This window comes from Mycobacterium sp. SMC-19, assembly GCF_045310815.1.
Taxonomy (GTDB): Bacteria; Actinomycetota; Actinomycetes; order Mycobacteriales; family Mycobacteriaceae; genus Mycobacterium.
Window position 1 is genome coordinate 577622 of record NZ_JBJIAM010000001.1, and the last position, 25031, is coordinate 602652.

Annotated in this window: 21 protein-coding genes; 13 read left to right on the forward strand and 8 right to left on the reverse strand. The window is 64.3% G+C overall.

Annotated features, from left to right (window positions below; all coding sequences use genetic code 11):
• Positions 1-9 precede the first annotated feature (9 nt).
• From ACJH5R_RS02815 to ACJH5R_RS02830, 4 genes are all read left to right on the forward strand, one after another.
• A complete protein-coding gene (locus tag ACJH5R_RS02815; RefSeq protein WP_406756320.1) occupies positions 10-894 on the forward strand; it encodes an NYN domain-containing protein in 885 nt (294 codons plus the stop codon).
• Positions 895-1031: 137 nt separating this feature from the next.
• Complete coding sequence (locus tag ACJH5R_RS02820) at positions 1032-2210, forward strand: glycosyltransferase (protein WP_406756321.1); 1179 nt, start codon at positions 1032-1034, stop codon at positions 2208-2210.
• The gene (locus ACJH5R_RS02825; RefSeq protein WP_406781252.1) at positions 2207-3229 is read left to right on the forward strand and encodes a glycosyltransferase; all 1023 of its coding nucleotides are present in this window, start codon (positions 2207-2209) and stop codon (positions 3227-3229) included. Before ACJH5R_RS02820 ends, ACJH5R_RS02825 begins: the two co-directional genes overlap by 4 nt.
• A complete protein-coding gene (locus ACJH5R_RS02830) occupies positions 3226-4704 on the forward strand; it encodes a glycoside hydrolase family 130 protein (protein WP_406756323.1) in 1479 nt (492 codons plus the stop codon). Before ACJH5R_RS02825 ends, ACJH5R_RS02830 begins: the two co-directional genes overlap by 4 nt.
• A 21-nt stretch (positions 4705-4725) precedes the next feature.
• On the opposite strand, the gene ACJH5R_RS02835 is transcribed toward ACJH5R_RS02830, so the two are convergent.
• From ACJH5R_RS02835 to ACJH5R_RS02850, 4 genes are read right to left on the reverse strand one after another with little or no spacing between them, the layout of a single operon-like run.
• Positions 4726-6366: a peptide chain release factor 3 gene (locus tag ACJH5R_RS02835; RefSeq protein ID WP_406756324.1), complete on the reverse strand. Its 1641-nt coding sequence runs from the start codon at positions 6364-6366 to the stop codon at positions 4726-4728.
• A 34-nt stretch (positions 6367-6400) separates the two neighbouring features.
• Positions 6401-7054, reverse strand: a complete 654-nt coding sequence (locus tag ACJH5R_RS02840) for a TetR/AcrR family transcriptional regulator (protein WP_406781253.1) — start codon at positions 7052-7054, stop codon at positions 6401-6403.
• A gap of 10 nt (positions 7055-7064) precedes the next feature.
• Positions 7065-9938 carry an RND family transporter gene (locus ACJH5R_RS02845; protein WP_406781254.1) on the reverse strand — a complete coding sequence of 958 codons (2874 nt, stop codon included), beginning with the start codon at positions 9936-9938 and terminating at the stop codon, positions 7065-7067.
• Positions 9935-10366 (reverse strand): MmpS family transport accessory protein, encoded by a 432-nt coding sequence (locus tag ACJH5R_RS02850; RefSeq protein WP_406756327.1) that lies wholly within the window; start codon positions 10364-10366, stop codon positions 9935-9937. The genes ACJH5R_RS02845 and ACJH5R_RS02850 overlap by 4 nt, the downstream gene beginning before the upstream one ends.
• A 235-nt stretch (positions 10367-10601) precedes the next feature.
• Between ACJH5R_RS02850 and ACJH5R_RS02855 the strand changes: the two genes are divergently transcribed.
• A complete protein-coding gene (locus ACJH5R_RS02855; RefSeq protein WP_406781255.1) occupies positions 10602-12020 on the forward strand; it encodes an SDR family NAD(P)-dependent oxidoreductase in 1419 nt (472 codons plus the stop codon).
• A gap of 6 nt (positions 12021-12026) precedes the next feature.
• Here the strand turns inward: ACJH5R_RS02855 and ACJH5R_RS02860 are convergent, their stop codons facing one another.
• The 3 genes from ACJH5R_RS02860 to ACJH5R_RS02870 form a co-directional block, all read right to left on the reverse strand.
• Positions 12027-12863, reverse strand: coding sequence for an SDR family NAD(P)-dependent oxidoreductase (locus tag ACJH5R_RS02860; protein ID WP_406781256.1), 837 nt, complete (start codon positions 12861-12863; stop codon positions 12027-12029).
• Between the two features lie 2 nt (positions 12864-12865).
• Positions 12866-13342: a nuclear transport factor 2 family protein gene (locus ACJH5R_RS02865; protein ID WP_406781257.1), complete on the reverse strand. Its 477-nt coding sequence runs from the start codon at positions 13340-13342 to the stop codon at positions 12866-12868.
• A 153-nt stretch (positions 13343-13495) separates the two neighbouring features.
• The gene (locus ACJH5R_RS02870; protein ID WP_268811455.1) at positions 13496-13630 is read right to left on the reverse strand and encodes a hypothetical protein; all 135 of its coding nucleotides are present in this window, start codon (positions 13628-13630) and stop codon (positions 13496-13498) included.
• A 224-nt stretch (positions 13631-13854) separates the two neighbouring features.
• Between ACJH5R_RS02870 and ACJH5R_RS02875 the strand changes: the two genes are divergently transcribed.
• Positions 13855-14265 carry a hypothetical protein gene (locus ACJH5R_RS02875; protein ID WP_406781258.1) on the forward strand — a complete coding sequence of 137 codons (411 nt, stop codon included), beginning with the start codon at positions 13855-13857 and terminating at the stop codon, positions 14263-14265.
• A 139-nt stretch (positions 14266-14404) separates the two neighbouring features.
• Here ACJH5R_RS02875 and ACJH5R_RS02880 read toward each other — a convergent pair whose 3' ends face one another.
• Positions 14405-16069, reverse strand: coding sequence for an ABC-F family ATP-binding cassette domain-containing protein (locus ACJH5R_RS02880; RefSeq protein WP_406781259.1), 1665 nt, complete (start codon positions 16067-16069; stop codon positions 14405-14407).
• Between the two features lie 420 nt (positions 16070-16489).
• Between ACJH5R_RS02880 and ACJH5R_RS02885 the strand changes: the two genes are divergently transcribed.
• The 7 genes from ACJH5R_RS02885 to ACJH5R_RS02915 all read left to right on the forward strand — a co-directional run bounded on the left by ACJH5R_RS02885 (position 16490) and on the right by ACJH5R_RS02915 (position 24991).
• Positions 16490-16738: a hypothetical protein gene (locus tag ACJH5R_RS02885; protein WP_406781260.1), complete on the forward strand. Its 249-nt coding sequence runs from the start codon at positions 16490-16492 to the stop codon at positions 16736-16738.
• A complete protein-coding gene (locus ACJH5R_RS02890) occupies positions 16738-19410 on the forward strand; it encodes a Z1 domain-containing protein (RefSeq protein WP_406781261.1) in 2673 nt (890 codons plus the stop codon). Before ACJH5R_RS02885 ends, ACJH5R_RS02890 begins: the two co-directional genes overlap by 1 nt.
• Complete coding sequence (locus ACJH5R_RS02895; RefSeq protein WP_406781262.1) at positions 19407-20402, forward strand: PD-(D/E)XK motif protein; 996 nt, start codon at positions 19407-19409, stop codon at positions 20400-20402. The genes ACJH5R_RS02890 and ACJH5R_RS02895 overlap by 4 nt, the downstream gene beginning before the upstream one ends.
• Positions 20399-22423, forward strand: a complete 2025-nt coding sequence (locus ACJH5R_RS02900; RefSeq protein WP_406781263.1) for a hypothetical protein — start codon at positions 20399-20401, stop codon at positions 22421-22423. Before ACJH5R_RS02895 ends, ACJH5R_RS02900 begins: the two co-directional genes overlap by 4 nt.
• Positions 22420-23313: a hypothetical protein gene (locus tag ACJH5R_RS02905; RefSeq protein WP_406781264.1), complete on the forward strand. Its 894-nt coding sequence runs from the start codon at positions 22420-22422 to the stop codon at positions 23311-23313. Before ACJH5R_RS02900 ends, ACJH5R_RS02905 begins: the two co-directional genes overlap by 4 nt.
• Complete coding sequence (locus ACJH5R_RS02910; protein ID WP_406781265.1) at positions 23310-24482, forward strand: hypothetical protein; 1173 nt, start codon at positions 23310-23312, stop codon at positions 24480-24482. The genes ACJH5R_RS02905 and ACJH5R_RS02910 overlap by 4 nt, the downstream gene beginning before the upstream one ends.
• Before the next feature lie 98 nt (positions 24483-24580).
• Positions 24581-24991 (forward strand): very short patch repair endonuclease, encoded by a 411-nt coding sequence (locus ACJH5R_RS02915; protein ID WP_406781266.1) that lies wholly within the window; start codon positions 24581-24583, stop codon positions 24989-24991.
• Positions 24992-25031: the final 40 nt, after the last annotated feature.

Genomic DNA, 25031 nt, shown 5'->3' on the forward strand with positions numbered 1-25031 from the left:
ACTGGAACCATGACGGAATCCGGCGATACCCGGGTCGCGGTCTACCTCGACTTCGACAACATCGTGATCTCCCGCTACGACCAGGTCAATGGGCGCAGTTCGTTTCAAAAGGACAAGTCCAAGGGCTTGGCCAAGCAACCGGAGCGCCTCGCCCGGGCCACCGTCGATGTCGGGGCGATCATCGACTTCGCCTCGTCGTTCGGGACGCTGGTGCTCACCCGCGCCTACGCCGACTGGTCGGCGGAGGTCAACACCGGCTACCGGGCGCAGCTGGTGGGCCGAGCGGTCGATCTGGTGCAGTTGTTCCCGGCGGCCGCCTACGGCAAGAACGGCGCCGACATTCGGTTGGCGGTCGACGCGGTCGAGGACATGTTCCGGCTGCCGGATCTGACCCATGTGGTGATCGTGGCCGGCGATTCCGACTACATCCCGCTGGCCCAGCGCTGTAAACGCTTGGGCCGCTACGTCGTCGGCATCGGAGTGGCCGGCTCCACGAGCCGCGCACTGGCTGCGGCCTGCGACGACTTCGTCAGCTACGACGCGCTGCCCGGAGTGCCGGTGTTCGAGCCCGCGCCGGCCGCCGCCGACGCAGACGCAGACGAGCCGAAGCGGCGCACTCGCCGGGCCAAGGAGGAGCCCGAGGAGCCGCCGCAACCAGATCCGCAGGACACCGCCACCGCACTGCTTATCCGCGCGCTGCAGATCGGCCTGGAGAAAGACGACGTCGAGTGGCTGCACAACTCGTCGGTCAAGGCACAGATGAAGCGCATGGATCCGTCTTTCAGCGAGAAGGCCCTGGGCTACAAGTCATTCAGCGACTTCCTGCGGTCCTACTCGGATCTGGTGGAGCTCGACGAGAGTTCGACGACGCGGCTGGTGCGGTTGCGCGGGTGAGGCCGGCGAAATAGGGGTGTACGCTGGAAAAAGTTGGGAACCGAGCCAGTCCGGGATGAGTCAGCATTTCGCCGTTGATCTTGTAGAGCAATCGCTCGCACCGGGCACACCGGTGACGGCAGTACGTCGGGATCACCATGAATGCTCTGTTCGCTTGCCCACCTTTTACCGCTCTTAAGACGCAACAACGATTTTCGAGCCCCCCGAGTTTCGGCATCGTCAGTACGTATCCACCGACCCCGTGCGGGCTGGCGACCTTCACCGCTGCTCTGTGCGACGGACTGTCCGCCAATGGCTCCGAGGTCAGCGTCGTGCGCATTGCGGACGGGACGCCGTCCAGCAGTGCCCGGGTCGTCGGGGAGCTGGTCAATGGGTCGGCGGGCTCGGTGGAGGCCTGCGCAGAATTGCTCAACCAGAGCGATGTCGCGATCATCCAGCACGAGTACGGGATCTATGGCGGCGCCGACGGGAAAGAAGTGCTCGACCTGATAGACGGGTTGCGCATCCCGTCCATCATCGTCGCGCACACGATCCTCAAAAGCCCTACCCCACACCAGCGTTCGGTATTCGAAGCGATCGCGGCCAGGGCAGATCAGGTGGTCGTCATGTCGGAGGTCGCCAGTCAGCGCCTACGCCACGACTTCAACATCGATCGCCGCAAAGTCACCACGATCCCGCATGGCGCGGCCGTGCCCCGGCAGGCCGCACTAAAGCGTTCAGGCCGACCCACCCTGTTGACCTGGGGGCTACTGGGGCCAGGCAAGGGCATCGAGCGAGTGATCGACGTGATGGGGTCCCTGCATGATCTCCCCGGGCGGCCGCGCTACCTGGTAGCCGGCCGCACGCACCCGAAGGTTCTGGCCGCCGATGGCGAGGCCTACCGTGACGCGCGCGCCGCACAGGCGCGCAGCAGCGGTGTCGAAGACTCGGTGTCTTTCGACCCCGCCTATCGCTGCGTTTCGTCACTGGTCGCACTGGTGCAGTCCTCGGCGGCGGTCGTCCTGCCCTATGACTCCACCGATCAGGTCACGTCCGGTGTGCTGGTCGACGCCATCGCGTGCGGCCGGCCGGTGGTCGCCACCGCCTTCCCGCACGCCATTGAGCTTCTCGGCACCGGGGCGGGCATCGTCGTCGGGCACGATGACCCCGACGCGCTCGCCTCCGCCCTGCGCAGGGTGCTGACCGACCCGCGCGTGGCAGGCTCGATGGCCGCCGAGGCCCGCCGACTGGCCCCGACGATGGCCTGGACGAGCGTCGCCCATGCCTATCTGGGCTTGGCGCGCCGCCACCTCGCACAGCGGCCGGCATCGGTATGACCATCACCGCACCGGCCCCGGTCTTCGACCATCTGCTGCGCATGACGGACCATCGGGGCACCTTCGAGCACGCCTGTTTCGCCGAGCCTCGGCGCGAGCACGGCTACTGCGCCGACGATATGAGCCGCGTTCTCGTCGTTGCCACCCGCCAGCCGCGCGCCGACGGGGACGTGCACCGCCTCGCCAGTGTTGCGGTGCGGTTCCTGAACGAGGCGCAAGCCCTCACCGGCGCTTGCCGCAACCGGATGGACAGCTCCGGAGGTTGGACGGATGAGCCTGCCATGGAGGATTGCTGGGGTAGATGCGTCTGGGGACTCGGGACGGCCGCCGCGCACAGCGACGTGGGCTGGGTGCGCCAGTCGGCCATCGTGCAGTTCGAGCGCGCCGCCCAGGGGCGGTCGATCTGGCCGCGCGCGATGGCCTTCGCGGCATTGGGGGCCGCCGAACTCCTGACCGTCAATCCCGAGCACCGCGCAGCCCGCGAGCTCGTCACCGACTACGCCGCCACCGTCGCCGAACCGAACGACAACCCCGCCTGGCCGTGGCCCGAGGAACGACTGACCTACGCGAACGCGGTCCTGGCCGAGGCGATGATCGCAGCCGGCACTGCGCTCGACACGCCGACACTGTGGGAGCGCGGTCTGGACCTGTTGGAATGGCTGGTCGGATACGAAACGGCAGACGGACACCTCTCCCCCACCCCGGCGGCGGGGCGGGGCCCCACTGATCTACGGCCCGGATTCGACCAGCAGCCGATCGAGGTGGCCACGCTCGCCGACGCGTGCGCACGCGCCGCCGGCGTCGACGCCAGGCAGATCTGGCCGGACGGGGTCCGAGCGGCCGCGGCGTGGTTCCAGGGCGACAACGACGCGGGACAGCCGATGTGGGATCCCGACACGGGCGGCGGATTCGACGGTCTGCACGCCGACGGGGTGAATCGCAATCAGGGCGCGGAGTCGACACTGGCCGTGCTGTCGACCCTGCAGCAGGCTCAGAACTTCTCGACTGTGCCGCAATGACTTCGGTGCTTGACGGACTGGTCGTGCGCAGCCCCCGTCGGCTTGCGGCCGACCCATCTCGGGTCATCACCCGGCTCTTCGTACCCGGCCAGGAGGGTTTCGAGTACCAGGAGTCTCGCGCGGGCGCAGTGCTGGCACGGATCCTGGCCTTGGACGAGGACGAGGCGCGGTCGTCGTTAGACGATGTCGTGGCACGCTTCGACGGGCGGCACCGCGATCTGGTCGGCACCTTCGGCCGGCACGCCCGGGAACTCGCCGACCGGCTGGACCCCGGCCGCGAGCTCTCCGAAATACGGATGCTGCTGCTGGGCGCGGCGTTCACCAACGAGTACGCCATTGAGGGTGCCGCGCTGTGCAATCCCAGCATCGTGGCCCACCCAGACCAGGCGGGAGCGGCAGCGGGCGGCCTGCGATTCGTGTTGAGCATGCGGGGCATCGGGGAAGGACATCGTTCCTCGATCGGGTTCCGCACCGGCGTCATCGACGCGGCGGGATGCGCCACCATCGATGATCAGAGCCGCTTCGCCACCGCCGGAGCAGCGACACCGACCCTGCTGGACGCGGCCGTCTTCCGCAGTGAGCTCGCCCGCCTCGACGATGCGGGCGAGGCCAGTCGCTACGTACTCGATGCGCTCGGTGACCGATTCACCCGCGCGGAACTCGATCAGCGACTCGCCACCCTGGAGAACCATCTGAGCACCCGTGGACGTGCCGGAGAAACGATCTCGGTGATCCGCGCCATCGCAGACCGCACCTACGCCGTCGAATTCGCTGACAGCGTCCCGCTGTCCGAGCGGGTGCTGTGGCCAGCGATCGAGGTTGAGCAGGCCGGGATGGAGGACGCCCGTTTCGTCCGCTTCACCGATGATGACGGAGCCGTCAGGTGGCTAGCCACCTACACTGCCTACAGCGGAACCCGTATCAACCAACAGCTGTTGGAGACAAAGGATTTTCGATCCTTTACCTCCACACCGATCGTCGGACGCGCCGCGGCCAACAAGGGCCTGGCGTTGTTTCCGCGCCGGATCCACGGGCGATTCGCGGCGCTGTCGAGGGCAGACCGCGAGTCGAATGCGATCGCCTACTCCGACCATTTATCGGTGTGGCCGAGCGCGGTTCCCGTCCAGCGACCGGCGCAGGCATGGGAGGCGGTGCAACTCGGGAACTGCGGTCCGCCCATCGAGACCGAGGCGGGCTGGCTGGTGCTCACTCACGGCGTGGGCCCGATGCGTACCTACCGCATCGGAGCGATCCTGCTCGATCTCGACGATCCGACCCGGATTGTCGGTCGGCTACGCCAACCGCTGATGAGCCCCGCCACCGACGAGCAGAACGGCTATGTGCCCAATGTGATCTACTCCTGCGGCGCTCTGGTACATGCCGACACCCTGGTACTTCCCTACGGTATCGGCGACGCCGCCATCGGCATCGCCACCGTGCCACTTCCCGAATTGCTTGCCGCGCTGTGTGATTGACCGCTGACGGCGGCGGTTCGGTTACCCCTCGGCGGCCACCAGGGACCGCAGCTGTACGTCGGGGTTGTCGCGCTGGAAACCCTGCAGCCGCCACGCGTTGGAGAACAACACCAGGTGCACGCCGTCGGTGCGGATCAAGACTTCCGCCAACGACTGTTTGTTGACGAAGTCGACGTCGCCGGCGTCCACGATCCGCGCGACCTGATACGGCAGCGGTTCCAGCGTGATCGGCGCGCCCATTTCGCTGGCCATGCGGTGTGCGGCCACCTCGAACTGCATCGGTCCGACCGCGGCGAGCACCGGCGCCTGCTCTCCCCGGCGATCGGAGACCAGCACCTGCACGACACCCTCTTGGTCCAACTGCTCGATGCCACGACGGAACTGCTTGTGCTTGCTGGGATCGACGTTGCGTGCCACCGAGAAATGCTCGGGCGAGAAGCTCGGGATCGGCGGGTACTGCACGGGCACTTCGCAATACAACGTGTCGCCCGGACGCAGGGCGGCAGCGTTGGCCAACCCGATCACATCACCGGGCCAGGCGGTGTCCAAGGTGGAACGCTGCTGGCCGAACACCGACTGGGCGTACTTGGTGACAAACGGCTTGCCGCTCGCGGCGTGGGTGAGGACATCGCCACGTTCGAAGGTTCCCGAATACACCCGCGCGAAAGCGATGCGATCGCGGTGGGCCGAGTCCATGCCGGCCTGCACCTTGAACACGAAGGCGCTGAACGGTGCGTCGGTGGCGCGCCGGCCGCCGTCGACGTCGAGCGCCCCGCCGGGAGCCGGCGCTAACTCGGTAAGCACGTCGAGAAGCTGATTCACCCCGAAGTTCAACGCCGCCGAGGTGAACAGCACCGGTGTCGCCGTGCAGTCCAGGAACGCCTCGCGGTCGAAGTCGGATCCGTCGGCGGACAGCAGCTCGCACTCTTCGACCGCGGTATCCCAGTCATCCCCGGCCGCGGCCTGCGCATCGGCCGCGGCGATGTGCTCCTCGGGTGCCGCGGTGGCGCCGCCGGCGGTACGGGTGAACCGGATGAAGTTTCCAGACCGGCGATCGAGCACCCCGTCGAATTCTCCGGCGATGCCGACCGGCCAGGTCAGCGGGGTGGGCCGTAACCCGATGCGGGTGTGGATCTCGTCCATCAATTCCAGGGCATGCCGGCCGGGACGGTCCCATTTGTTGATCACGGTGATGATCGGGATCCGACGATGACGGCACACCTGGAACAGCTTGAGGGTCTGCGGCTCGAGGCCTTTTGCGGCGTCGATGAGCATCACCGCGGAGTCGACGGCGGTCAGCACCCGGTAGGTGTCTTCGGAGAAGTCGGCGTGGCCGGGAGTGTCGAGCAGGTTGATGACGCAGTCCTGCCCCTTGGGGGTGCGGTACGGGAACTGCAGGGCCGTCGACGTGATGGAGATGCCTCGGGCTTTCTCCATCTCCATCCAGTCCGAAACCGTGGCACGACGACCAGACTTGCCGTGCACCGCACCGGCCTCGGTGATGGCCTTGGCATGCAGCACCAGGGCCTCGGTCAAGGTGGATTTGCCGGCGTCGGGATGGCTGATCACGGCGAAGGTGCGGCGCCGGGCTGCTTCGGAGGAGATCCGGCCGGTTGGCGGCGCTGCGGCGACCGTCGGCGAATCCAGGGCGTTGTCGGTCATTGCGTCAGCAAGTGTATGGGCGATCTGGAACAAATCAATAATCGGTCCCGGCGTCGGCCGCGTGGCGATCGGTCTGCGCGTTCGCCGCGAGAACAGCGGGAAGGACCAGCGTGTCGATGACCTGCCGGGCGAACTTTGCGTCGAAGCTCTGACCGCTCATCACCCGGATCAGACCTACCCCGGCCAGCACATCGGCGACCAGCGACCAGTCGCGCCCGGACGCCACCTCGCCACGGTCGGCGGCCCGCTGCAGGATGGTGGTCACCACCCGCCGGCCCTTGAGCAGAAGCATGTCGTCGAGCGCCGAGGCCAGATGTGGATCATGGGCGGCCTCGACCGCGACCCGCAACACCACGTCGTTGGGGATCAGCGCGTCGTCGGTGCGCGCCATCCGTCCCACCAGCGCGTCGAAGTCGCCGACAAGGCTGCCGGTGTCGGCGACGTCATCGTCCATCAGGTCGGGCCGCCAGTACACCAGCGCATCGGCGATCAACGCAGCCTTCGACGACCAACGGCGGTAGATGGCGGCCTTGCCGACACCGGCGCGCGCCGCGATGTCGTTCATGTTGGTGTCGTCATAGCCGTTCTCGGCCAACGCGGCCAATGCGGCATCGAGGATCGCGGGATCACGCGACCGATCGAGTCGCCCATCGGTGCGCCTGCGCAATTTCGATCCGGTGTCTGCCATCGCCAGACACCTACGATGTGGGTTGCGGAATGGGCGCGGTGTTGTCTTCGGCCGGCTGCGGTCCGGGTCCGCTGCGGCCCCGTCGGGTGATCTCAAAAGTGTTGAGCGGCCACCAGAACCAACGGCCCAGCGCCGCAGCGATCGACGGTGTCATGAACGCCCGGACGATCAACGTGTCGATGATCAGGCCGATACCGATGGTCGTACCGAGCTGGCCGACCACCCGCAGGTCACTGACGATCATCGCCATCATGGTGAAGGCGAACACCAGGCCCGCCGCGGTGACGACACGCCCGGTAGCCCCCACACCTCGGATGATGCCGGTGTTGAGCCCGGCGTTTATCTCTTCCCGCAGGCGCGAGACCACCAGGAGGTTGTAGTCCGAACCCACTGCCAGCAGGATCACCATCGACAACGGGATCACGATCCACTGCACGCCCAGGCCCAGGATGTCCTGCCAGAGCAGGACCGACAGTCCGCACGCGATACCCAAGGATGCGGCCACGGTGCCGACGATCACCAGGGCGGCCACCACGCTGCGGGTGATGATCAGCATGATCGCGAAGATCAGTATCAGCGACGCGATCAGCACAATCATCAGGTCGATGACGACGCCGTCCTGCATATCGGCGTACAGCGATGCGGTACCGGCCAGCGAGACCTTCGCGCTGGCCAGCGGGGTGCCCTTGAGGGCATCGGCGACAACGTCTTTGAGGTCCCGGACATGTGCGATGCCCTGCACCGAGGCCGGGTCGCCCTGGTGGGTGATGATCATCCGGACCGACTGGTGATCGGGCGACATGAACATCTTGATGCCACGCTTGAAGTCAGGATTGTCGAACACATCCGGCGGCATGTAGAAGAAATCGTCGTTCTTGGCCTGATCGAAGTACAGGCCAATCTCCGTCTCGCCCTTAGCCAATTCCTGTTGCTGGGCCTGGGTTCCGGCCATGGTGCTGTGGGTCGCGAGCATGAAGTCGCGCATCGTCGTCATCGAGTCGATGGTGTTCTGCAGAACCGGCAGCATCTGCGGCAGCAACTTGTCCAGACGGTCCATATCGACGGTGAGATTCTGTATCTGTTCGTCGAGTTCGTCGATACCGTCCATGGTGTCGAAGATCGATCGCAGTGAGTTACAGATCGGGATGTCGAAGCAGTGCGGTTCCCAGTAGAAGTAGTTGCGGAACACCCGGAAGAAATCATCGAAATCGGCGATATGGTCACGCAATTGATCAGTGGTGTCCGCCATGTCGTGGGTCCTGGCGACCATGCTGTGCGTGACTTCCGTCATCTCCTTGGTGATGGCGTACATGCGCTCCATGTTGGCGACGGTCTTGCTCATCTCGTCGGCCTGTTCGAGCATCTGAGCCGAGTTGTCGTTGTTGAACTTCGCGGCCTGCAGGGTGCCGGCGTTCTGCGCACCGAGCAGGAATGGGATCGAGCTGTGCTCGATCGGTGCACCCAGTGGGCGGGTGATGGTCTGCACCCGATCGATGCCCCGCATGCGAAAGACGCTCTTGGCGACCTTCTCGATCACCAGCATGTCTGCGGGTGTGCGCAGGTCATGATCGGTTTCGAGCATCAACAGTTCGGGGTTCATCCGGGCCTGGGAGAAATGGCGGTCCGCGACGGCCATGGCCAGGTTGGCCGGCATGTCGGCGGGAGTGAACTTCTGGTCGTTATACTGCGGCACATACGTCAGCAAGCTGATGAAGCCCACGACGGCAAGCGCGCTGCTCATCAAGATGACCGGGACGGGCCAGCGGACCGTGATGGTTCCGACCTTGCGCCAGTTCCGCGTCGAGAGTTTCTGTTTGGGGTCGAGCAGCCCGAACTTCGATGCCACGGTGAGTATCGCCGGGGCCAGGGTCAGTGAGGCGGCGATGACGACCAGAATCGCGATCGCGCAGGGCGGCCCCATGGTCTGAAAGTAGGGCAGCGTGGTCATGCTCAGGCACATCAAGGCGCCGACGATGGTCAGCCCCGAACCCAGGATGACGTGCGAGACGCCACTGTAGGAAACATAGAACGCCTCTTCGGGATCGAGGCCGTTAGCTCTTTCTTCGTGATATCGGCCGAGGAGAAAGATCAGGTAATCCGTGATCGCGGCGATGGACAACATCGTCACCATGCTCACCGCATACGGGGTCAGGCCGATGATGTTCATGTTGCCGGCCGCGGCCGTAACGCTCATTGCGGCAAACAGTCCCAGGCCGATGGCGACCATCGAGATCAGCATCGTCACCACCGAGCGATAGATGGCGAGCAGCATCACGATGATGATGGCGACCGACACGAACTCGAGCCGATGCATGCTTTGGTGGCCGGCCACACTGGTGTCGGCGTTCAGGACCGTATTGCCCGCGACATGGGCCTTGATACCCGGCGGCGGGGTCACCGACGCAACGATGTCGCGCACCGCCGCCACCGACTCATGGCTTTCGGTGGTGCCCTGCGAGCCATTGAGGAAGATCTGCACATAGGCGGACTTGCCGTCCACACTCTGCGAACCCGCCGCGGTCAGCGGATCACTCCAGAAGTCCTGAACGTTCTGCACGTGCTCGTGATCGGCCTCGAGTTTGGCGACGATCTCGTCGTAGAACTTGTGCGCGGCCTCCCCGACCGGCTCATCGCTCTCGAGCACGACCATCGCCGTGGAGTCCGAATCGTACTGCTGAAATACCTTGCCGATATTGAGCATCGCCGCGTACGACGGCGCACCGGTAGGGCTGATCGGGACCGACCGGGTGGCCGCGACCTCGCCCAGTGACGGGATCACCGCCCCCAGGACGATCACCAGGAGCACCCAGAACAAGATGATCGGCACCGAGAACACCCGGACCATCCGGCCTAAGAAGGGGCGGTGGGTCTGCGGCTCGCTCATACGGATTTCACCAAGCAGTAGATGAACGGTTTGATGGTGTCGTCGCTGGCCCGCTCATCGCGCACTTCGTCGTCGACGGTCACCCGGCATCGAAGGTCGCGGGTGTTGCGATCGCCCTGGGCCATGATGTTGGCCGACATCGACGGCAGCGTCGTCACGATCGTGAACGACCAAGGCAACGACGCGTTCTCGACGAGATTCGGTTGCCCATTCTCGTCGAGGTAGTTGAGGTTTGCGGTCCCACCGGTCCCGGTGATCTCGTAGGTGATGTGCTTCGGATTGAAGTTCTCGGTGATTGCGGACCCTTCCGCCAGGTTCGGGCCTTGGTGTCCCAGAGATTCGCGAATCCGGGAAATGGCATAGCCGCCCAGTGCCACGACAACCACCAGCAAGAGCGGAATCCAGAACCGCTTCATCAGTCGGAACACCGGGTGCATGCCTCTCGGTCGTTCGGGTCGATCAGATCCAGACGGGGGCAACCCGGCTCGCGCGACGCCCAATTCAGGCGAAGAAACCATGCTGCCAACCGATACGGAACCCGAGTTCCGCGCGTAGAGCGTTGCTTAGATTACCTGATGATTTGACCGCGTGGAACTGCCTTGATCCCGATCGCGGGTCTGTCGTGTTCTTGCCGGTCGTTACGGGGCCGTACCCTTACCAGGCGTGACCGTCATCGACCCGGAAAGGCTCGCCACCTGCCTACAGGTGCTCGCCGAGATCGACTCGCTGCCACCGGAGCACCCGGACGCCGTGGCCGTGCGCCGGGCCACCGCGCGCATGTTCAAGGCGGTCAAGAAGGCCCGCCGGACCGCCCGCCGCGACGCGGTGGCCGCCGCCGACCAGGCCGTCATCGCCGCCACCGCCACCGGGGCGCCGGGCCGCATCGACGACGAGACGCAGGGCATTCCGCTGGTGTCTGCCGCGGTCGGGGCGTCGGCGGGCACGCTGCTGCGCTCGCGGGCCTGCTACATCTGCAAGACCCACTACACGCAGGTGGACGCGTTCTATCACCAACTCTGTCCGGGCTGCGCCGCGATGAGCCGGGCCAAACGCGATGCGCGTACCGACCTGTCCGGACGACGCGCCCTGCTCACCGGCGGGCGCGCCAAGATCGGCATGTACATCGCGCTGCGGCTGCTGCGCGACGGCGCGCACACCACCATCACCACCCGATTCCCCAACGATGCCGTGCGGCGCTTCGCCGCGATGCCCGACAGCGCCGACTGGCTGGACCGGCTGCAGGTGGTGGGTATCGACCTGCGCGACCCGGCCCAGGTCGTCGCACTGGCCGACACGGTCGCTGCCCAGGGCCCGTTGGACATCCTGATCAACAACGCCGCGCAGACGGTGCGGCGCGCGCCCGGCTCCTATGCCGCCCTCGTCGAAGCCGAGCGCACCCCCGCAGGCGAGCTGGTCGACGTGATCACCTTCGACCATGTCAGCGACGCCCACCCAGCGGCCCTGGCCGGCAGCCTCGCCGAGCACCAGCAGCCCCACGCACTGACCGAACTGGCCCTGACCGCCCGCAGCGCGTCCCCCGAGCGGATCGCCGCCGGCGTCGCCATCGACGCGGGCGGGCTGCTGCCCGACACCGCCGCCGTCAACAGCTGGACCCAGCACGTGCACGAGATCGACCCACTGGAGTTGCTCGAGGTGCAGCTGTGCAACCAGACCGCGCCCTTCATCCTGGTGAGCCGGCTTCGCCCGGCCATGGCGGCGGCTACCGCGCGCCGTAAGTACGTGGTGAATGTGTCGGCGATGGAGGGGCAGTTCAGCCGTCGCTACAAGGGTCCGGGCCACCCGCACACCAACATGGCCAAGGCCGCGCTGAACATGCTGACCCGCACCAGTGCCGGCGAAATGCTGGAGAACGATCGCATCCTGATGACCGCGGTGGACACCGGCTGGATCACCGATGAGCGCCCGCATCCCACCAAGCTGCGACTGGCCGAGGAGGGATTTCACGCCCCGTTGGATCTGGTCGACGGCGCCGCGCGGGTCTACGACCCGATCGTGCGCGGGGAAGCCGGCGAAGACCTGTACGGGTGCTTCCTCAAGGATTACGCGCCGAGCAACTGGTAGGCGCCGTCAGTACAGCGGCCCGCCGCCGAACAGTTCGCGGTGCGAGTCCGGCTGGTTTCCCTCGATGTCGGTGACGCCGTAATCCAGCGCGGCCTCGGCGGTGATCAGGGTGTGCCCGCTGCGGGCAGCTAGGTCGGGATCATTGGCCAGGGCGGCGACGACGCGGCCGATGAACTCCGGAGTTTCGGCGTTGGCCAGCGGGAAGCCTTGGAAGTTGTCCAGGCCACGGGCCATGAAGCCCTGCATGACTTCGTTCTTCACCAGCCCGGGCCAGAGCGATACCGCGCTCACCCCGGTTCCGGTCAACTCGACGGCCATGTCGGCGGCCATCTTGTCCAGCCCGGCCTTGGACATGCCGTAGAGCACCGAGTGCAGGTGCCCGCGGGCCCCGAACGAGGAGATATTGGCGATCAGGCCGGCCCCGCGCGGGACCATCAGCTGCGCGGCATGCACCGAGGCGACGTAGTGGGCGCGCAGGCCCACCCCGATCAGGGTGTCCCAGTCCGACAGTGGGCGCTGCCAGAACTTCTCGGTGAACCCGGCGAACCCCTTGGGCGCCGCCCACACGTTGTTGACCAGCAAATCCAGCCGGCCGTCCTGCTCGTCGCCGATGCGGGCGAACAGCTTCGCGATCTGCTCGTCGTCGCGGTGGTCGCACTGGACACCGATGCCGCGCCCGCCGCGCTCGGTGACCTCCCGCGCAGTCTGATCCAGTGGCCCGTCGGCCCCGACTTCGCCGCGGGCGGTGACGTAGACGGTCCAGCCGTGCGAGCCGAGCGCCAGCGCAACTCCCTTGCCGACGCTGCGGCTGGCGCCGGTGACCAAGGCGATTCGGGTGCTCATCTCTAGGCCTCCACGATGGCGTCGTCGCCGAGGGGCCGGGTGATCACCCAGAGTTGGCGGAAGTGACTGCGGGCCATTTTCCAGGCGCCGTCCTCGATCACGTAGTCGTCGTCGTACTCGCCGGTGAGCAGGCGTTCGGTGCGCTCAATCATGTTGAGCTGCCGGAACTTCAGCGTCCATCGTCCAGTGGCCGTGCCGGGGCCGGTGATGGCGATATCGGGATGCATGCCGTGGTGCATGTCCAGGATCACCGGTTTGCCGTCCACCTTGTGCAGCGCGATCTTGGTGAATACCGCGGCGATCTGATCGGCGTCGTCGAACCCGCCCAGGGGTCCGTAATGAATGTCGGCCCCGCGATTGATGAAGCAGGCCCGGAAGGTTTCGGGGTCCTTGGCGTCACACGCCCGGAAGTAGCGGTGCTTGAGGGCTTTGATCGCCTCGATCTGTTCGAGCGCGGTGAGCCGCTCCTCGGGTGTCATCGCTCGACGATAGTTGTCGCGTGTGCAGGCGGTGAGATGGTCCCCACCCGCCACAGGCGTACCGCGACTGGCGGTATGACATGAGTTCGAATCGGATAGCGCCGGGGATATCAGCCGGTTAGATCTTGCAGCTGACCGACCGCCGCGGTGGAATCAGCAGATTTGGCCGGCGAAGAAGGCGGCCGACACCAGACCGACGCACAACGCCAGGGTGGCATGACCCATCATGCCGGCGCCGACGGTCGCGGTGGCAGCGGTGGCAGCCAAGCCGCTCAGAAAAGTGGTCATTGCCCCATCTCCTGTGGTGTGCATCACATCAAGGTTTCCAACGTGGTCTACACCACATCATACCTCTAAGGAAAATGCCAGCCCCGTCCCATTCACCGGAAAGTCGCCGGACTGTTGTGGGGTTCGGCGGCCGGCGCGATAAGACCGCGGGGCGGCCTTGCGAGCGTCGAGCGCTTGTGGATAGACAGACTTCTCATGCCGCCGGTTCCGCGTACGCTGCCACCATGCCGCCGAAGGACCTCGAGTCACGGGTCAGCGCCCTGGAGGTGCAGGTGGGCGAGTTGCGCGGCCGGGTCAGCGCCAGCGAACGCGACGCCGCGGCAGCCCGGGTGCTCGCCGGTGGGGCTGATCGCGACGTGGGTGAGATCCGCGGTGAGATCCGTGACTTTCAGCGGGCCACCATCGGGAGCTTCAACGCGCTGCGCCAGGACATGGTCGATGGCTTTCGACAGATCGACGAACGGTTCGCGCAGGTCAACGAGCGGTTCGCGCAGGTCGACGGAACGTTCGGACAGGTCGCTACCGGCTTCGCCGAGATGCGCGCCAAGTTCGACATGACCGCGGCCGGACAGCAGCGCATCGCCGAGCTGATCCAAACCGTCATCGACACGCAAGCCGGCAACGGCTCGGAGTGACCGATACTTCGAATGCGGTAGAGGTTTCTTGCGGCGATCGAGCCGTTCTGGACTCTGGCGTAAACGCTGTTTCCCAACGGCTCGGGCTGACGCTTCGATCGTTGGCCGGCTCACGGCCGCCTCGGATAACCGCTTCCGCCTACAGCTCGGTAACACTCCCGGCTTCGACCCGCCAGGAGCGGTCCAACCGGACGTTCTGCAACATCCGGCGATCGTGGGTCACCAACAACAGCGCACCGTCGTAGGTTTCCAGTGCCTGTTCAAGCTGTTCGATGGCGGGCAGATCGAGATGGTTGGTCGGTTCGTCGAGGACCAGCACGTTCGTGCCGCAGGCCTGCAGCAACGCCAGGCCGGCGCGGGTACGTTCCCCGGGCGAAAGGTCGTCGACCGTGCGCTCCACATGGTCGGCGGTCAGCCCGAACTTCGCCAGCAGGGTGCGCACGTCGGCGGTCGACCAGTCCGGCACCCGTTGCTCGAAGCGATCGACCAGACGGGCGGGGCCGGTGAAATCGGCGCGCGCCTGGTCGATTTCACCGATAGCGACGTTGGCGCCCAGACTTGCGCGGCCGGCGTCGGGCTGCTGACGACCGAGCAGCAGTCGCAGCAACGTCGACTTTCCCGCCCCGTTGGGGCCCACGATGCCGATCCGCTCGCCGGCATCCACCTGTAGCGACACCGGTCCGAGGACGAAATCGCCTTGCCGCACCACGGCATTGTCGAGTGTCGCGACTACCGAACTGGACCGTGGCGCAGCCCCGATGGTGAACTGCAGCGTCCATTCCTTGCGGGGTTCGACGACCTCTTCGAGGCGGGCGATCCGGCTCTCCATCTGGCGCACCTTCTGCGCCTGCTTCTCGCTGGACTCGGTGGCGGCGCGGCGGCGGATCTTGTCGTTGTCGGGCGCCTTGCGTATCGCGTTGCGGACGCCCTGACTCGACCATTCCCGCTGAACACGGGCCCGGGCCACCAAATCGGCCTTCTTCTCGGCGAACTCGTCGTATTGCTCACGCCGGTGCCGGCGATTGATCTCCCGTTCCTCGAGATAGCTGTCGTATCCGCCGCCGAAGACGGTCGTGGTGTTCTGGGCCAGATCCAGTTCCAGGACACGAGTGACGCTGCGGGCCAGGAACTCTCGATCGTGGCTGACCAGCACCACCCCGCCGCGGAGATCACGGACGAACTGCTCCAGCCGGGCCAGCCCGTCCAGGTCGAGATCGTTGGTCGGCTCATCGAGCAGGACGATGTCGAACCGCGACAGCATCAGCGCGGCCAGGCCCACCCGGGCGGCCTGTCCGCCCGACAATCCGGTCATCAGTGTCGACTCGGGCTGCACCGCCTCGGCATCCAATCCGAGGTCGGCCAGCACCGCCGGCACCCGGTCCTCGAGGTCCGCCGCGCCCGTCACAAGCCAATGGTCCAGCGCAATGGAGTAGGCGTCGGCCGGATCGGTACCCGCGGGAGCCCGATCCGGATCGGCCAGGGCCGCGGCCGCGGCGTCCATGGCCTGCGCCGACTGTGCACAACCGGTCCGGCGAGCGATGTAGGCGCCGACGGTCTCCCCTGCCACCCGCTCGTGCTCCTGCGGCAGCCAACCGACGAACGCATCGGCCGGGGCGATGTTGACCGCACCGTCGAGCGGCTCCAGATCGCCGGCCAGGATCCGCAACAGGGTGCTCTTGCCGGCGCCGTTGGCACCCACGACGCCGATGACGTCCCCCGGTGCCACGGTCAGATCGACGCCCTCGAACAGCGTGCGGTGCGCGAAGCCGCCGGCAACGTTCTTGGCGACGAGTGTTGCGGTCATCGGTACATGGTCGCAGGGGCCGGGCGCGGGATGGAGGGATGGCGGTGTGCGGGAAGGCGTTGTGTTCATCTACCGGTACGCCGACGACGTCCGGCTCCGGGCAAGCCGCGGCCTGCCAACGCTGCGAGCCGCTCGTCTCCGAAGTCACGGCTGACACGACGATCGGGATCCTCTCCGAACGACTCATCGACATCACAGACACACTCGCCCCTTCGGCCCGAGACCTCTTCACCGATGCGGAAACCGCGGCCTCCGAGACTGGGACGCTCCACCAAGACGCCAGCAAGCGGAATTGACCCTAGAACCCTGCCCGGAATCGACCGCTCTGTCAGCGCCCCGCGGTATCTTCCACCATGAAAAGACACTGGCGAGTGACCTTGGCGGGCATTCCCGGCGACGAAACGTGCACCGAGGAGGCAGATGGCGCTGATCACACGGTTCAAGTACCGAAGCGACAGAACCGTCAGTTACAAGACTCGCGTGGAATGCGGATGGACTTCGGACAAGGCTGAGGGCCTCCTCCAGTTGGAGACCTATGCGTCGGACGGGACCACAAGCCAAGTCCTACAGATCGATCAGCAACGCGCCGGCGAACTGATGGAAATCATCGCCCAGGTATTCCCGGAACTTTACTTGTACAACTCAAGTCGTAAAGCTCAGGAGAGCTGATGGAACTGACCGTCGACGGCCCGGAAAATCTCGACGATCTGGCTGCCGAGGACCCGCATGTTCGAGCGTTGGCGCGAATTATTCGCGACACTCCCTCGTTGACTCTGGAACAGGCGGTTGCCGAGCTCTCCGAAACGGGAGATCCGCTAAAGGCAGAGGCTGCCGCTCAACGGATTCGTGAGTTGAACGAGCGGATCCGCAACGCTCAGATCCCGACATCGGTGGTCGCGGGCAACATCGAGTCCTGGTACCCGGGACCGCGAACAGCGGATAAGAACTGGGCAGCGCTCGTCGAAATCCTCACCGAGGAGGGTTGGAACGACGGCATGATTACCGACCTCGACAAGTCGTCAACCAAAGTGGTTGCTAACCTACCGAATCCAGCCGATCAGGGCGAATACCATTGCTGTGGACTAGTTCTCGGTTACGTCCAAAGCGGAAAGACCACCAACTTCACCGCCGTAATCGCAAAAGCCGCCGATGCCGGCTACCGAATGTTCATCGTCCTGTCGGGAATCCATGACGCCCTTCGGCAACAGACACAGGACCGTTTGAACGAGCAACTTTGGGAACGCAACAGCAATATCTGGCACCGTCTCACCGACGAACAAGATTTCCGGCCGACCGCGAACGTCGACGCGTTGCTTTCAATCCAGCGTCAGTGCGTTCTCGCGGTGGTCAAAAAGAACGGACCGCGACTCAGGGCCCTCAAGAGGTGGTTGTTCGCGGCACGTCCCGAAGTGCTTGCCGCCTGCCCCGTTCTCATCATCGACGACGAGGCCGATCAAGCGACCGTTAACACCGCCAAACCCGATCGGCAGCCTTCACGCATCAACGGCCTTATCCGCGACATCGTCAACAAGGTTCCGAAATCCGCCTACGTTGGTTATACCGCAACCCCTTTCGCAAACGTCCTCATCGATCCGGGCGACTACCAGGATCTATACCCGCGCGACTTCATCGTCGACCTCCCGCGCCCGCTGCCATACATCGGTCCGGAAGCCATCTTTGGCCGCGAGCCCTTGGACTTCGATGCCAACGACGTCGGCGACGACGGACACGACTTCGTGCGGTCCGTTGGCGTAGACGAATTGGATGACCTCAAACCGAAGGGTGCAGCCAAGCGGCACGAATTCGATCCACGGGTGACCGACAGCCTCGATGAGGCCTTGCGCTACTTCCTGATGAGCACGGCGGCCCGCCGCCTCCGTAACAAGGGAAACCCCCACGCAACCGCGCTCGTCCACACCTCACAACACATCGACGTCCACGAACGAACTGCCGACGCCATCCGAAACCATTTGGGGCTACTCAATATGCGCCTCCAGCGCGGTGACGCGGCCTTGCTGGAGACGCTCCGTACGCAATGGGAAACGGAATGTGACCGCGTCGCAGCAGTCGACTTCGACCTCGACAAGGTGAGCTGGGACGACATCGCCGGCGTGATACCCGCGGTCGCCACCGCGGCAGAGGTAATCGTCGACAACTCCAGGAGCCCGGAGCGCCTGTCGTTTGACGATGACAATCCGCGCGTGATCGTCGCAGTCGGCGGCAATACCCTCTCCCGAGGGCTCACCTTGGAAGGACTGGCGGTCTCGTTCTTCGTCCGCACCGCGTCGGCTTACGACACTCTCTTGCAGATGGGCCGCTGGTTCGGCTATCGAAAAGGGTACGCCGATCTGACCCGCATTTGGATGACTGACGAAATGCGCGGTTGGTTCCACCATCTCGCCACCGTGGAACAAGAGATCCGCTACGACGTGGAGCGACTCGAGGTCGAACATCTGACCCCGGAGCAGTTTGGCGTAAGGATACGTACGCACCCCTCATTGGCCATAACTTCCGCCGCCAAAATGCAACACGCACGCACAGCAGAGGCCTCGTACGCCGGCCGCCGCCTGCAGACCATACTTTTCAACCACCGCGACCCAGACTGGTTGGCAGACAACGTCGAAGCTGCACAGACGCTTCTCGCGACTATCCAACCCGAGAAGGTAAGGACTCCACGTGACGGGATAACAATCTTCGAAGGCATTGATTCACAACACATCGTCAGCTTCCTGTCGATGTACCACTTTCACGAGAACAGCCGCGACCTCGACAGCCCATTGATCAGCCGCTACATCCTCGACCGGCGCGACGAGGGGGAGATCCTCCGCTTCAATGTCGCGGTTATGGGTCGTGCGGCCGATTCGGACTACTTGGGATCCATCGACCTGGGAACCGGTAGCCAAATCGGCTGCATCAATCGCGCAAGGCTCCTCCAGATCGGGACCAACACCTACGCCGACATCAAGGCACTGATGAGCCGCCACGATCGAGTCATCGATATTCGACTACCGGAAGGCACGCTGACAGCTGAGACCAAACCCGCCGAACTGGCGAAGTTCCGTAGTGCTCCAGCGCGGGGCGGCTACGGAGATGGATCGGGTCTGCTTCTCCTGTACCCAGTGTCAAAGGACAGCAGGCCCGTTCGCGGTACCTCCAAGACCCGTGAATCTTTGGACGCCGTGGAGCACGTGATCGGAGTCGGCTTCGTATTTCCCGAAAGTCGTTCCACGAGAGCAAACGTCGAATACGTCACCGCTGACGTCGCCTCCATGCCCGACGTCGAAGTCGAGGTTCCCGACGAAGGTGACGAACCGGTCGAGTCCGAGGCGGAACTTGCGTGATCGACGAAGTTCGCCTTGCATATGCAGCGCTCGCCACACATGGGACGGCCGAACGCCGCGGCTTGGTCACACTCGCCGTCGACTCGGTCGATGGCGCGTGGGTGGCCATGGATGAACACTCACGCCAACACCTCCTCCTGCAGACGGAGTCGGAAATCGAAATCGACCCAGGCGTTACAACCCTGGTGGTTTCGACGCGTCCACTGCGTATCGCTGGCCAGGACATCCGTGTCCTCGACATCACATGTCTCTTTGCGTCGTTGTCCGAGGTCTTCGATCACTTCGCGTCAGCAGTCGTCGAGCGGATTGCCGCTGCAACGGAGGAGCCTGCAGATGCGGTTAAGAGCGTTCTCGCAAGCTGGAAGAACTTCCTTGTTCCACCATCAGGGCCACCGAGCCTCGACAAGATCGCGGCAACCCTCGGGGAACTTCTTGTCGTGAGGGATGCCGTAAAGAACTCTGGGCGTGTTGACATCGGCTTCTGGTCGGGGCCTTTCGGCCAGCGTCATGATTTCCGAGGCGGGATGACTGCCGTGGAAGTCAAAACAACGCGGGCCCACACTGGTTATCGAGTCACCATCCACGGCGAGGACCAACTCCTGCCTCCAGACGGTGGACAGCTTTATCTGCACTTAGTGCGCTTGGAGTTTGTCCAAGGCGGCCCGCTACGCCTGACGGCTGTGGTGGATGAACTGCTGGAAGCCGGAGTATCGGCGGCACAGCTCTTCGACGCGCTGACCGCCAGCGGAGTTCCAGCGGTAGACCTACCCGCTACAGACAAGACGACCTTTGACGTCCTTGAGCGCATGACAATGCCGGTCGATGATCAGATACCGCGAATCGTTCCCGCTTCCTTCAGCGGCGGCAGGCGTCCGCAGGGAGTCGTGGACATCACTTACGTCATTGACCTCTCTGACACCGCGGGCCGTGCTTTGGAAGACGACGAGTACAAGGCAATCACGATGACCGTGGCGGCGGGGCCGACCGCATGATGTCGATGGAGCGCTACTCGGAGCCATACAACGCAACCGGCGGATTGGCCGCAATCGGTGTCTTGAATCAGCTCGGACGGCCAGACACTGAACCACTAGAGGTATTAGTGCGTGAGGCAGTGCAGAACTGCTGGGATGCCAAGCGACCGGATTCAGCACGAATCCGTGTCGCCATCGGACGCTCGACTCTCGATCAGGCTGGCGTGTCGTTCTTGCGAAGCCAAGTCCTTGTCAACCCTCCGCCGGGGCTTGCGCTTGGTCACGAAATGCGCGAAGGCATGCACACGCTCTACTTCGCAGACTTCGGCACCCACGGTCTTGCCGGACCGACGCGCGCCGACCGCCCCGGTGAACCGCGCGACTTCGTCGATTTCGTTCGAAACATCGGCCAACCCCCGGATAAGGATTTCGGCGGCGGGTCATTCGGGTACGGCAAGGCCGCCTTCTACATCGCAAGCGCCGCGCGCACCGTAATCATCGACAGCCTGTGCAGGACCGACGACGGCCAGCTCGAAAGACGGCTTCTGGGTTGCGCACTCGGTCAGACCTTTGATGTCGAAGGCGTGCCGTTCACCGGCCGGCATTGGTGGGGCCGAATGGAAAATGGGGTCCCCGAACCAGTGACCGGCCGCTACGCAGAAGAGATCGCCGCTGCTCTGGGTCTTCCGCCGCGGAACGGCGCAGACGATCTCGGCACAACAGTGCTCATCATCGCGCCATCAGTAACGATTGAAACCGGCGACGGTACTGACCCCACTATGGATTTCATCGCAGAAGCGATTGCGTGGAACTTCTGGCCCCGCATGATCGACACGGCCGGCGGCGCGCAAAGCACCATGAAGTTCTCAATAAGTGACAACGGCAAGAAAGTCCGCATTCCCACACCACGGACACACCCACAACTCCGAGGGTTCGTCGAAGCGATGGACAGACTGCGTCAAGACCCCGACGCTAGCCTCGACGACGAATTCATGATCGACTCGGAAGTCCGCAGCCTCAGACCGGCCAGAAAATTGGGGCGACTCGTAGTCAAAAAAGACCCAGTAGCTCTTGCTGATCTGCCTGACCGGCCGGTGCCCCTCGGTGCGCGACGCACAAGGACATCTGTTCACCACATTGCATTGATGCGCGCACCGGAACTCGTGGTTACGTACATGGAGGGACCTATCCCTCTGGCCGGCCGGATGGGATATGCGGGGGTCTTCAAGTCCGCACTAGATATAGATGAAGCCTTCAAGGCCGCGGAGCCGCCGACCCATGACGATTGGGTGGCACGCTCAGTGGTTGACAGACACGCACGTTCCTTCGTCAACATCGCTCTGGAACGCATCCAGGCACAGTGCCGACTTGCCGCCGGCTACAACGCCACTGTCCGACACGTCAATGACGCGGACGCAATCCCGTTGGGCGAGTTCGCTGATGCACTTGCAGCACTCATGCCCGGACAGGAGGGCCCCGGAGCCCGCCGGCCAGCAACACAACGGCCGACAACCAAACGACGGCGCCGCGCGCCCGGCCATAAGGACGTCGATGCGGTTACCGAGGACGTCTGGGTAGACGCCACCCCTACCGATGCCGCCGCTCAAACCGGCAGCAGCATAGACGGCAGTGGGGACGAGACTGACGCAACGGACGGCGCCGAACAACAACATTCGACAACTCGGCCGCCCCCTAAACCATTGCCGCTGCCCCAAACTAAAACCGGAGGCACGCCCAGCCCCGCGATATCAGCTGATGGAACGGCAGTCATTGCTTATCCCTTTGAACTCAGGACAAAGGGCAACCGAGTCTGGCTCGAAGCCGCGGTCGAGGTAATGACAAACGACGGCGGGCAAGTGGAGACCGAGCCGCCGGTCGGCTACGAGCCACCAGCGGTGCACGCCTGGATCGCACCTTCGGGCCTCCGGTACAGCTCAGCGACAATCATTGTCGGACCGGACGATTCCGACGGGCACTGGACTGTAGAAGTCGCTCTACGGGAGGAAATGATGCGTGTCGACCTCAGGGTGGGGCGCGCATGAAGACACCCAAAGCAGTCCCATATCTATTGCCTCCGGAAACTGCCGTGGCGGCTCAACCGTGGTGTTTCACCGATGGAGCGGAAGTCGGCGATCGACTCGATCACTGGGACCCCTTCGTCGAATTGGACTTGGCGCGGATCGTTGAAGTCGACCTGGAGGAAACGCGCCGGGGGTGCCAGCTGTCGGGGAACGCAGCTTTCGCCTTGGTGGCGACGTGGTCCTCTAGCAGAACCCGCATGACCGGTGACGGAACGATCGTCGAGTTGGGGACCCTCCGCGGCACAGTCCGGACTGCACTCACGATGACAGTCCCAGGTAGCGAATCCGGAGGCCGATTGACTTTGCGGACGCGGCTTGTCCTTAGGTACCCAGGCGAAGAACCTTCACCGATTTCTCCCCGACGAATCGGAGCCATTCTCTGGGAGGAGGAATGCAGCGTCGCAGTCGAAGGCGGGGCTGCTCGATTTCCCATCACCGCGGCAGACTTCAAGGCCATTGCGTACTGCCCAGACAAGGCGGCGTGGTTCCTTGAGTGGGATCCCACTGACTTGGAAGCACCCGTGCTGGGAGGCATGCGACTCCTGGTCAATTCAGGCCACGAGTCGATCCCCAACATGCTGAGATCGGGCAGTTCCGACCCGCGCGCAGCGGTACTCCGCTCCTTCGTCACCTTCGACGTCGCCAGGTCACTCATCGCGGGGGCCCTCCGGAACGACCGATTTGTGGATGACCCGGAAAGCTTTGAAGATGGGACAATCGGCCGCATGATCTTCGAATTGATAGCACTCTGCTGGCCGGGGAAGCCGATCCCCGCGATGCGGTCACGTATCGGCGAAGATGCGGCCCTGGTGAACGCTGAAATCCAGGCCAGATTCGGGATACTCGCATGATCGTCCTGCCGCGGATTGCCAGGCACTCAGCCACAGAGTTACTCAAGGTCCACCTCGGTAGTGGACTAGCTGAAATCGCAAGCAGTATGCGTGATTTCACTCCGACGATCACCTATACACCCGTCGGAGGTCAGCGCGTCGAAACGCATGAACTCGAGCAGCTGCGGACCGACATTCTGGCGCTCGCACGTGAACACGGTATGCCTGATCGGATCACCGAGCCCTCCGTCTTTGAAGGCCGAGGGGCCCGGCTCCTGCGCGAATCATTGCCGATGTCCGCGAACGAAGCCTCCCACGAGGAGGTATGGAGCTACCTAACCTGCTGCTGGCTTCTCGATGTGGCGGTGTGGCGATTCGGCGCTGACGCCGACAAACGACGATTCATCGGGAATGTCAACCGCAACACTTTCCGCCGGCTTTGGTGGCGTGCCGAGATCCTCGGCCCAGATATCGACCTGACGCAACTGGGCGAGGACGAACTCGTCAACATCATGGAGCGCCCGACCATAGCCAGCGACCGCCGGCTCGCACGAACGGTGGCCTTGGAGTTTCTTGCCCGCGTTCACGAGGGCGCAGCCGACTCCCGCATGCAGCTCATGCGCGAAGCGATGAAGAGGCTTCTACGGCTTACGCCGCTGATGGCGTTTCAGGCCCTCGCCGATCACGAACTGCGTGCGGTAGTCGAGCAGTGTTTCACCGCGGCCGCCGAGGGGCTCGCCGGCGGAGGGTCGACCGGCACTGGGCGACATCGACAGAAGGTCGGCCAGGATGCTTCATTGGGCCCGCGCGAATTGCCACCGGTCAGCCCGGGGGTAACGGTCGTTGAACGCATGACAATCACGGATGAGGATTCATTCGGCAGCACGGCAGTGGAGGCAGTCAATCCCGACTTCGACATCGCTGCAAGCAAGGCGCTATCCATTGCTAAAGGCGTCGGCCGCGTCACCAACACGAGTCTGCGCGAGCTCGTCCCCATCACATCAAGCGAAGCCCGCGAGGTGCTCCAGAGCCTCGTACGTGACGGCCTGCTCGCCAGCCGGGGCGTCCGCAGGGGGACTCACTACATCCTGAGCGATTCGGTAAGCGCTGTTGACCGCGCGTGGCCGCCCACTGTGCCTCCGATCGACGCGGGCCAGCCTGAAACTGAGCAGCACGAGGCATCGAAATGAAGGCCACGTCTGCGCCATCTGCAACACGTACGGGAAAGGAAGCGGACGGGGTAACGCGCCGAAGGCCGAAGCCGCTAAGCGAGCTAGTCAGCCGCCAGATGAGCGCTATGCCAAGCAGGGATACCAGCACGGAGATGGCTTTCCGAAGGGAACTGCACAGTCGTGGTCTCCGCTATCGGACCCACCTCAAGACGCTTCCCGGCAAACCCGACATTGCGTTCACCCGGGCTCGCATCGCGGTCTTCGTCGACGGTTGCTTCTGGCATCGCTGCCCCGACCACGGCACTACGCCAAAGAACAACGGGAAATGGTGGGCGGACAAACTCGAAGCGAACGTCGCCAGGGACCGAAGAAATGACGATTACCTGCAAAGGTTGGGCTGGATTACTGTGCACGTCTGGGAGCATGAGGACCCATCGACCGCGGCCGAAGCGATTAGCGAACTCTGGCGAACCCGCGTGCAGGAAACGACACGATGCGGCCTAGCCAACGATGTCGGACGTACGTGAGATCCTGGACTCGGACTAGACAGGGGACGATGTGACACGC

Excerpts from the sequence above, each read along its gene's own strand:
- ACJH5R_RS02815 (WP_406756320.1), top strand. The coding sequence starts at position 10 with ATGACGGAATCCGGCGATACCCGGGTCGCGGTCTACCTCGACTTCGAC.
- ACJH5R_RS02820 (WP_406756321.1), top strand. The coding sequence starts at position 1,032 with ATGAATGCTCTGTTCGCTTGCCCACCTTTTACCGCTCTTAAGACGCAA.
- ACJH5R_RS02825 (WP_406781252.1), top strand. The coding sequence starts at position 2,207 with ATGACCATCACCGCACCGGCCCCGGTCTTCGACCATCTGCTGCGCATG.
- ACJH5R_RS02830 (WP_406756323.1), top strand. The coding sequence starts at position 3,226 with ATGACTTCGGTGCTTGACGGACTGGTCGTGCGCAGCCCCCGTCGGCTT.
- ACJH5R_RS02835 (WP_406756324.1), bottom strand. The coding sequence starts at position 6,366 with ATGACCGACAACGCCCTGGATTCGCCGACGGTCGCCGCAGCGCCGCCA.
- ACJH5R_RS02840 (WP_406781253.1), bottom strand. The coding sequence starts at position 7,054 with ATGGCAGACACCGGATCGAAATTGCGCAGGCGCACCGATGGGCGACTC.
- ACJH5R_RS02845 (WP_406781254.1), bottom strand. The coding sequence starts at position 9,938 with ATGAGCGAGCCGCAGACCCACCGCCCCTTCTTAGGCCGGATGGTCCGG.
- ACJH5R_RS02860 (WP_406781256.1), bottom strand. The coding sequence starts at position 12,863 with ATGAGCACCCGAATCGCCTTGGTCACCGGCGCCAGCCGCAGCGTCGGC.
- ACJH5R_RS02865 (WP_406781257.1), bottom strand. The coding sequence starts at position 13,342 with ATGACACCCGAGGAGCGGCTCACCGCGCTCGAACAGATCGAGGCGATC.
- ACJH5R_RS02870 (WP_268811455.1), bottom strand. The coding sequence starts at position 13,630 with ATGACCACTTTTCTGAGCGGCTTGGCTGCCACCGCTGCCACCGCGACC.
- ACJH5R_RS02875 (WP_406781258.1), top strand. The coding sequence starts at position 13,855 with ATGCCGCCGAAGGACCTCGAGTCACGGGTCAGCGCCCTGGAGGTGCAG.
- ACJH5R_RS02880 (WP_406781259.1), bottom strand. The coding sequence starts at position 16,069 with ATGACCGCAACACTCGTCGCCAAGAACGTTGCCGGCGGCTTCGCGCAC.
- ACJH5R_RS02885 (WP_406781260.1), top strand. The coding sequence starts at position 16,490 with ATGGCGCTGATCACACGGTTCAAGTACCGAAGCGACAGAACCGTCAGT.
- ACJH5R_RS02890 (WP_406781261.1), top strand. The coding sequence starts at position 16,738 with ATGGAACTGACCGTCGACGGCCCGGAAAATCTCGACGATCTGGCTGCC.
- ACJH5R_RS02900 (WP_406781263.1), top strand. The coding sequence starts at position 20,399 with ATGATGTCGATGGAGCGCTACTCGGAGCCATACAACGCAACCGGCGGA.
- ACJH5R_RS02905 (WP_406781264.1), top strand. The coding sequence starts at position 22,420 with ATGAAGACACCCAAAGCAGTCCCATATCTATTGCCTCCGGAAACTGCC.
- ACJH5R_RS02910 (WP_406781265.1), top strand. The coding sequence starts at position 23,310 with ATGATCGTCCTGCCGCGGATTGCCAGGCACTCAGCCACAGAGTTACTC.
- ACJH5R_RS02915 (WP_406781266.1), top strand. The coding sequence starts at position 24,581 with ATGAGCGCTATGCCAAGCAGGGATACCAGCACGGAGATGGCTTTCCGA.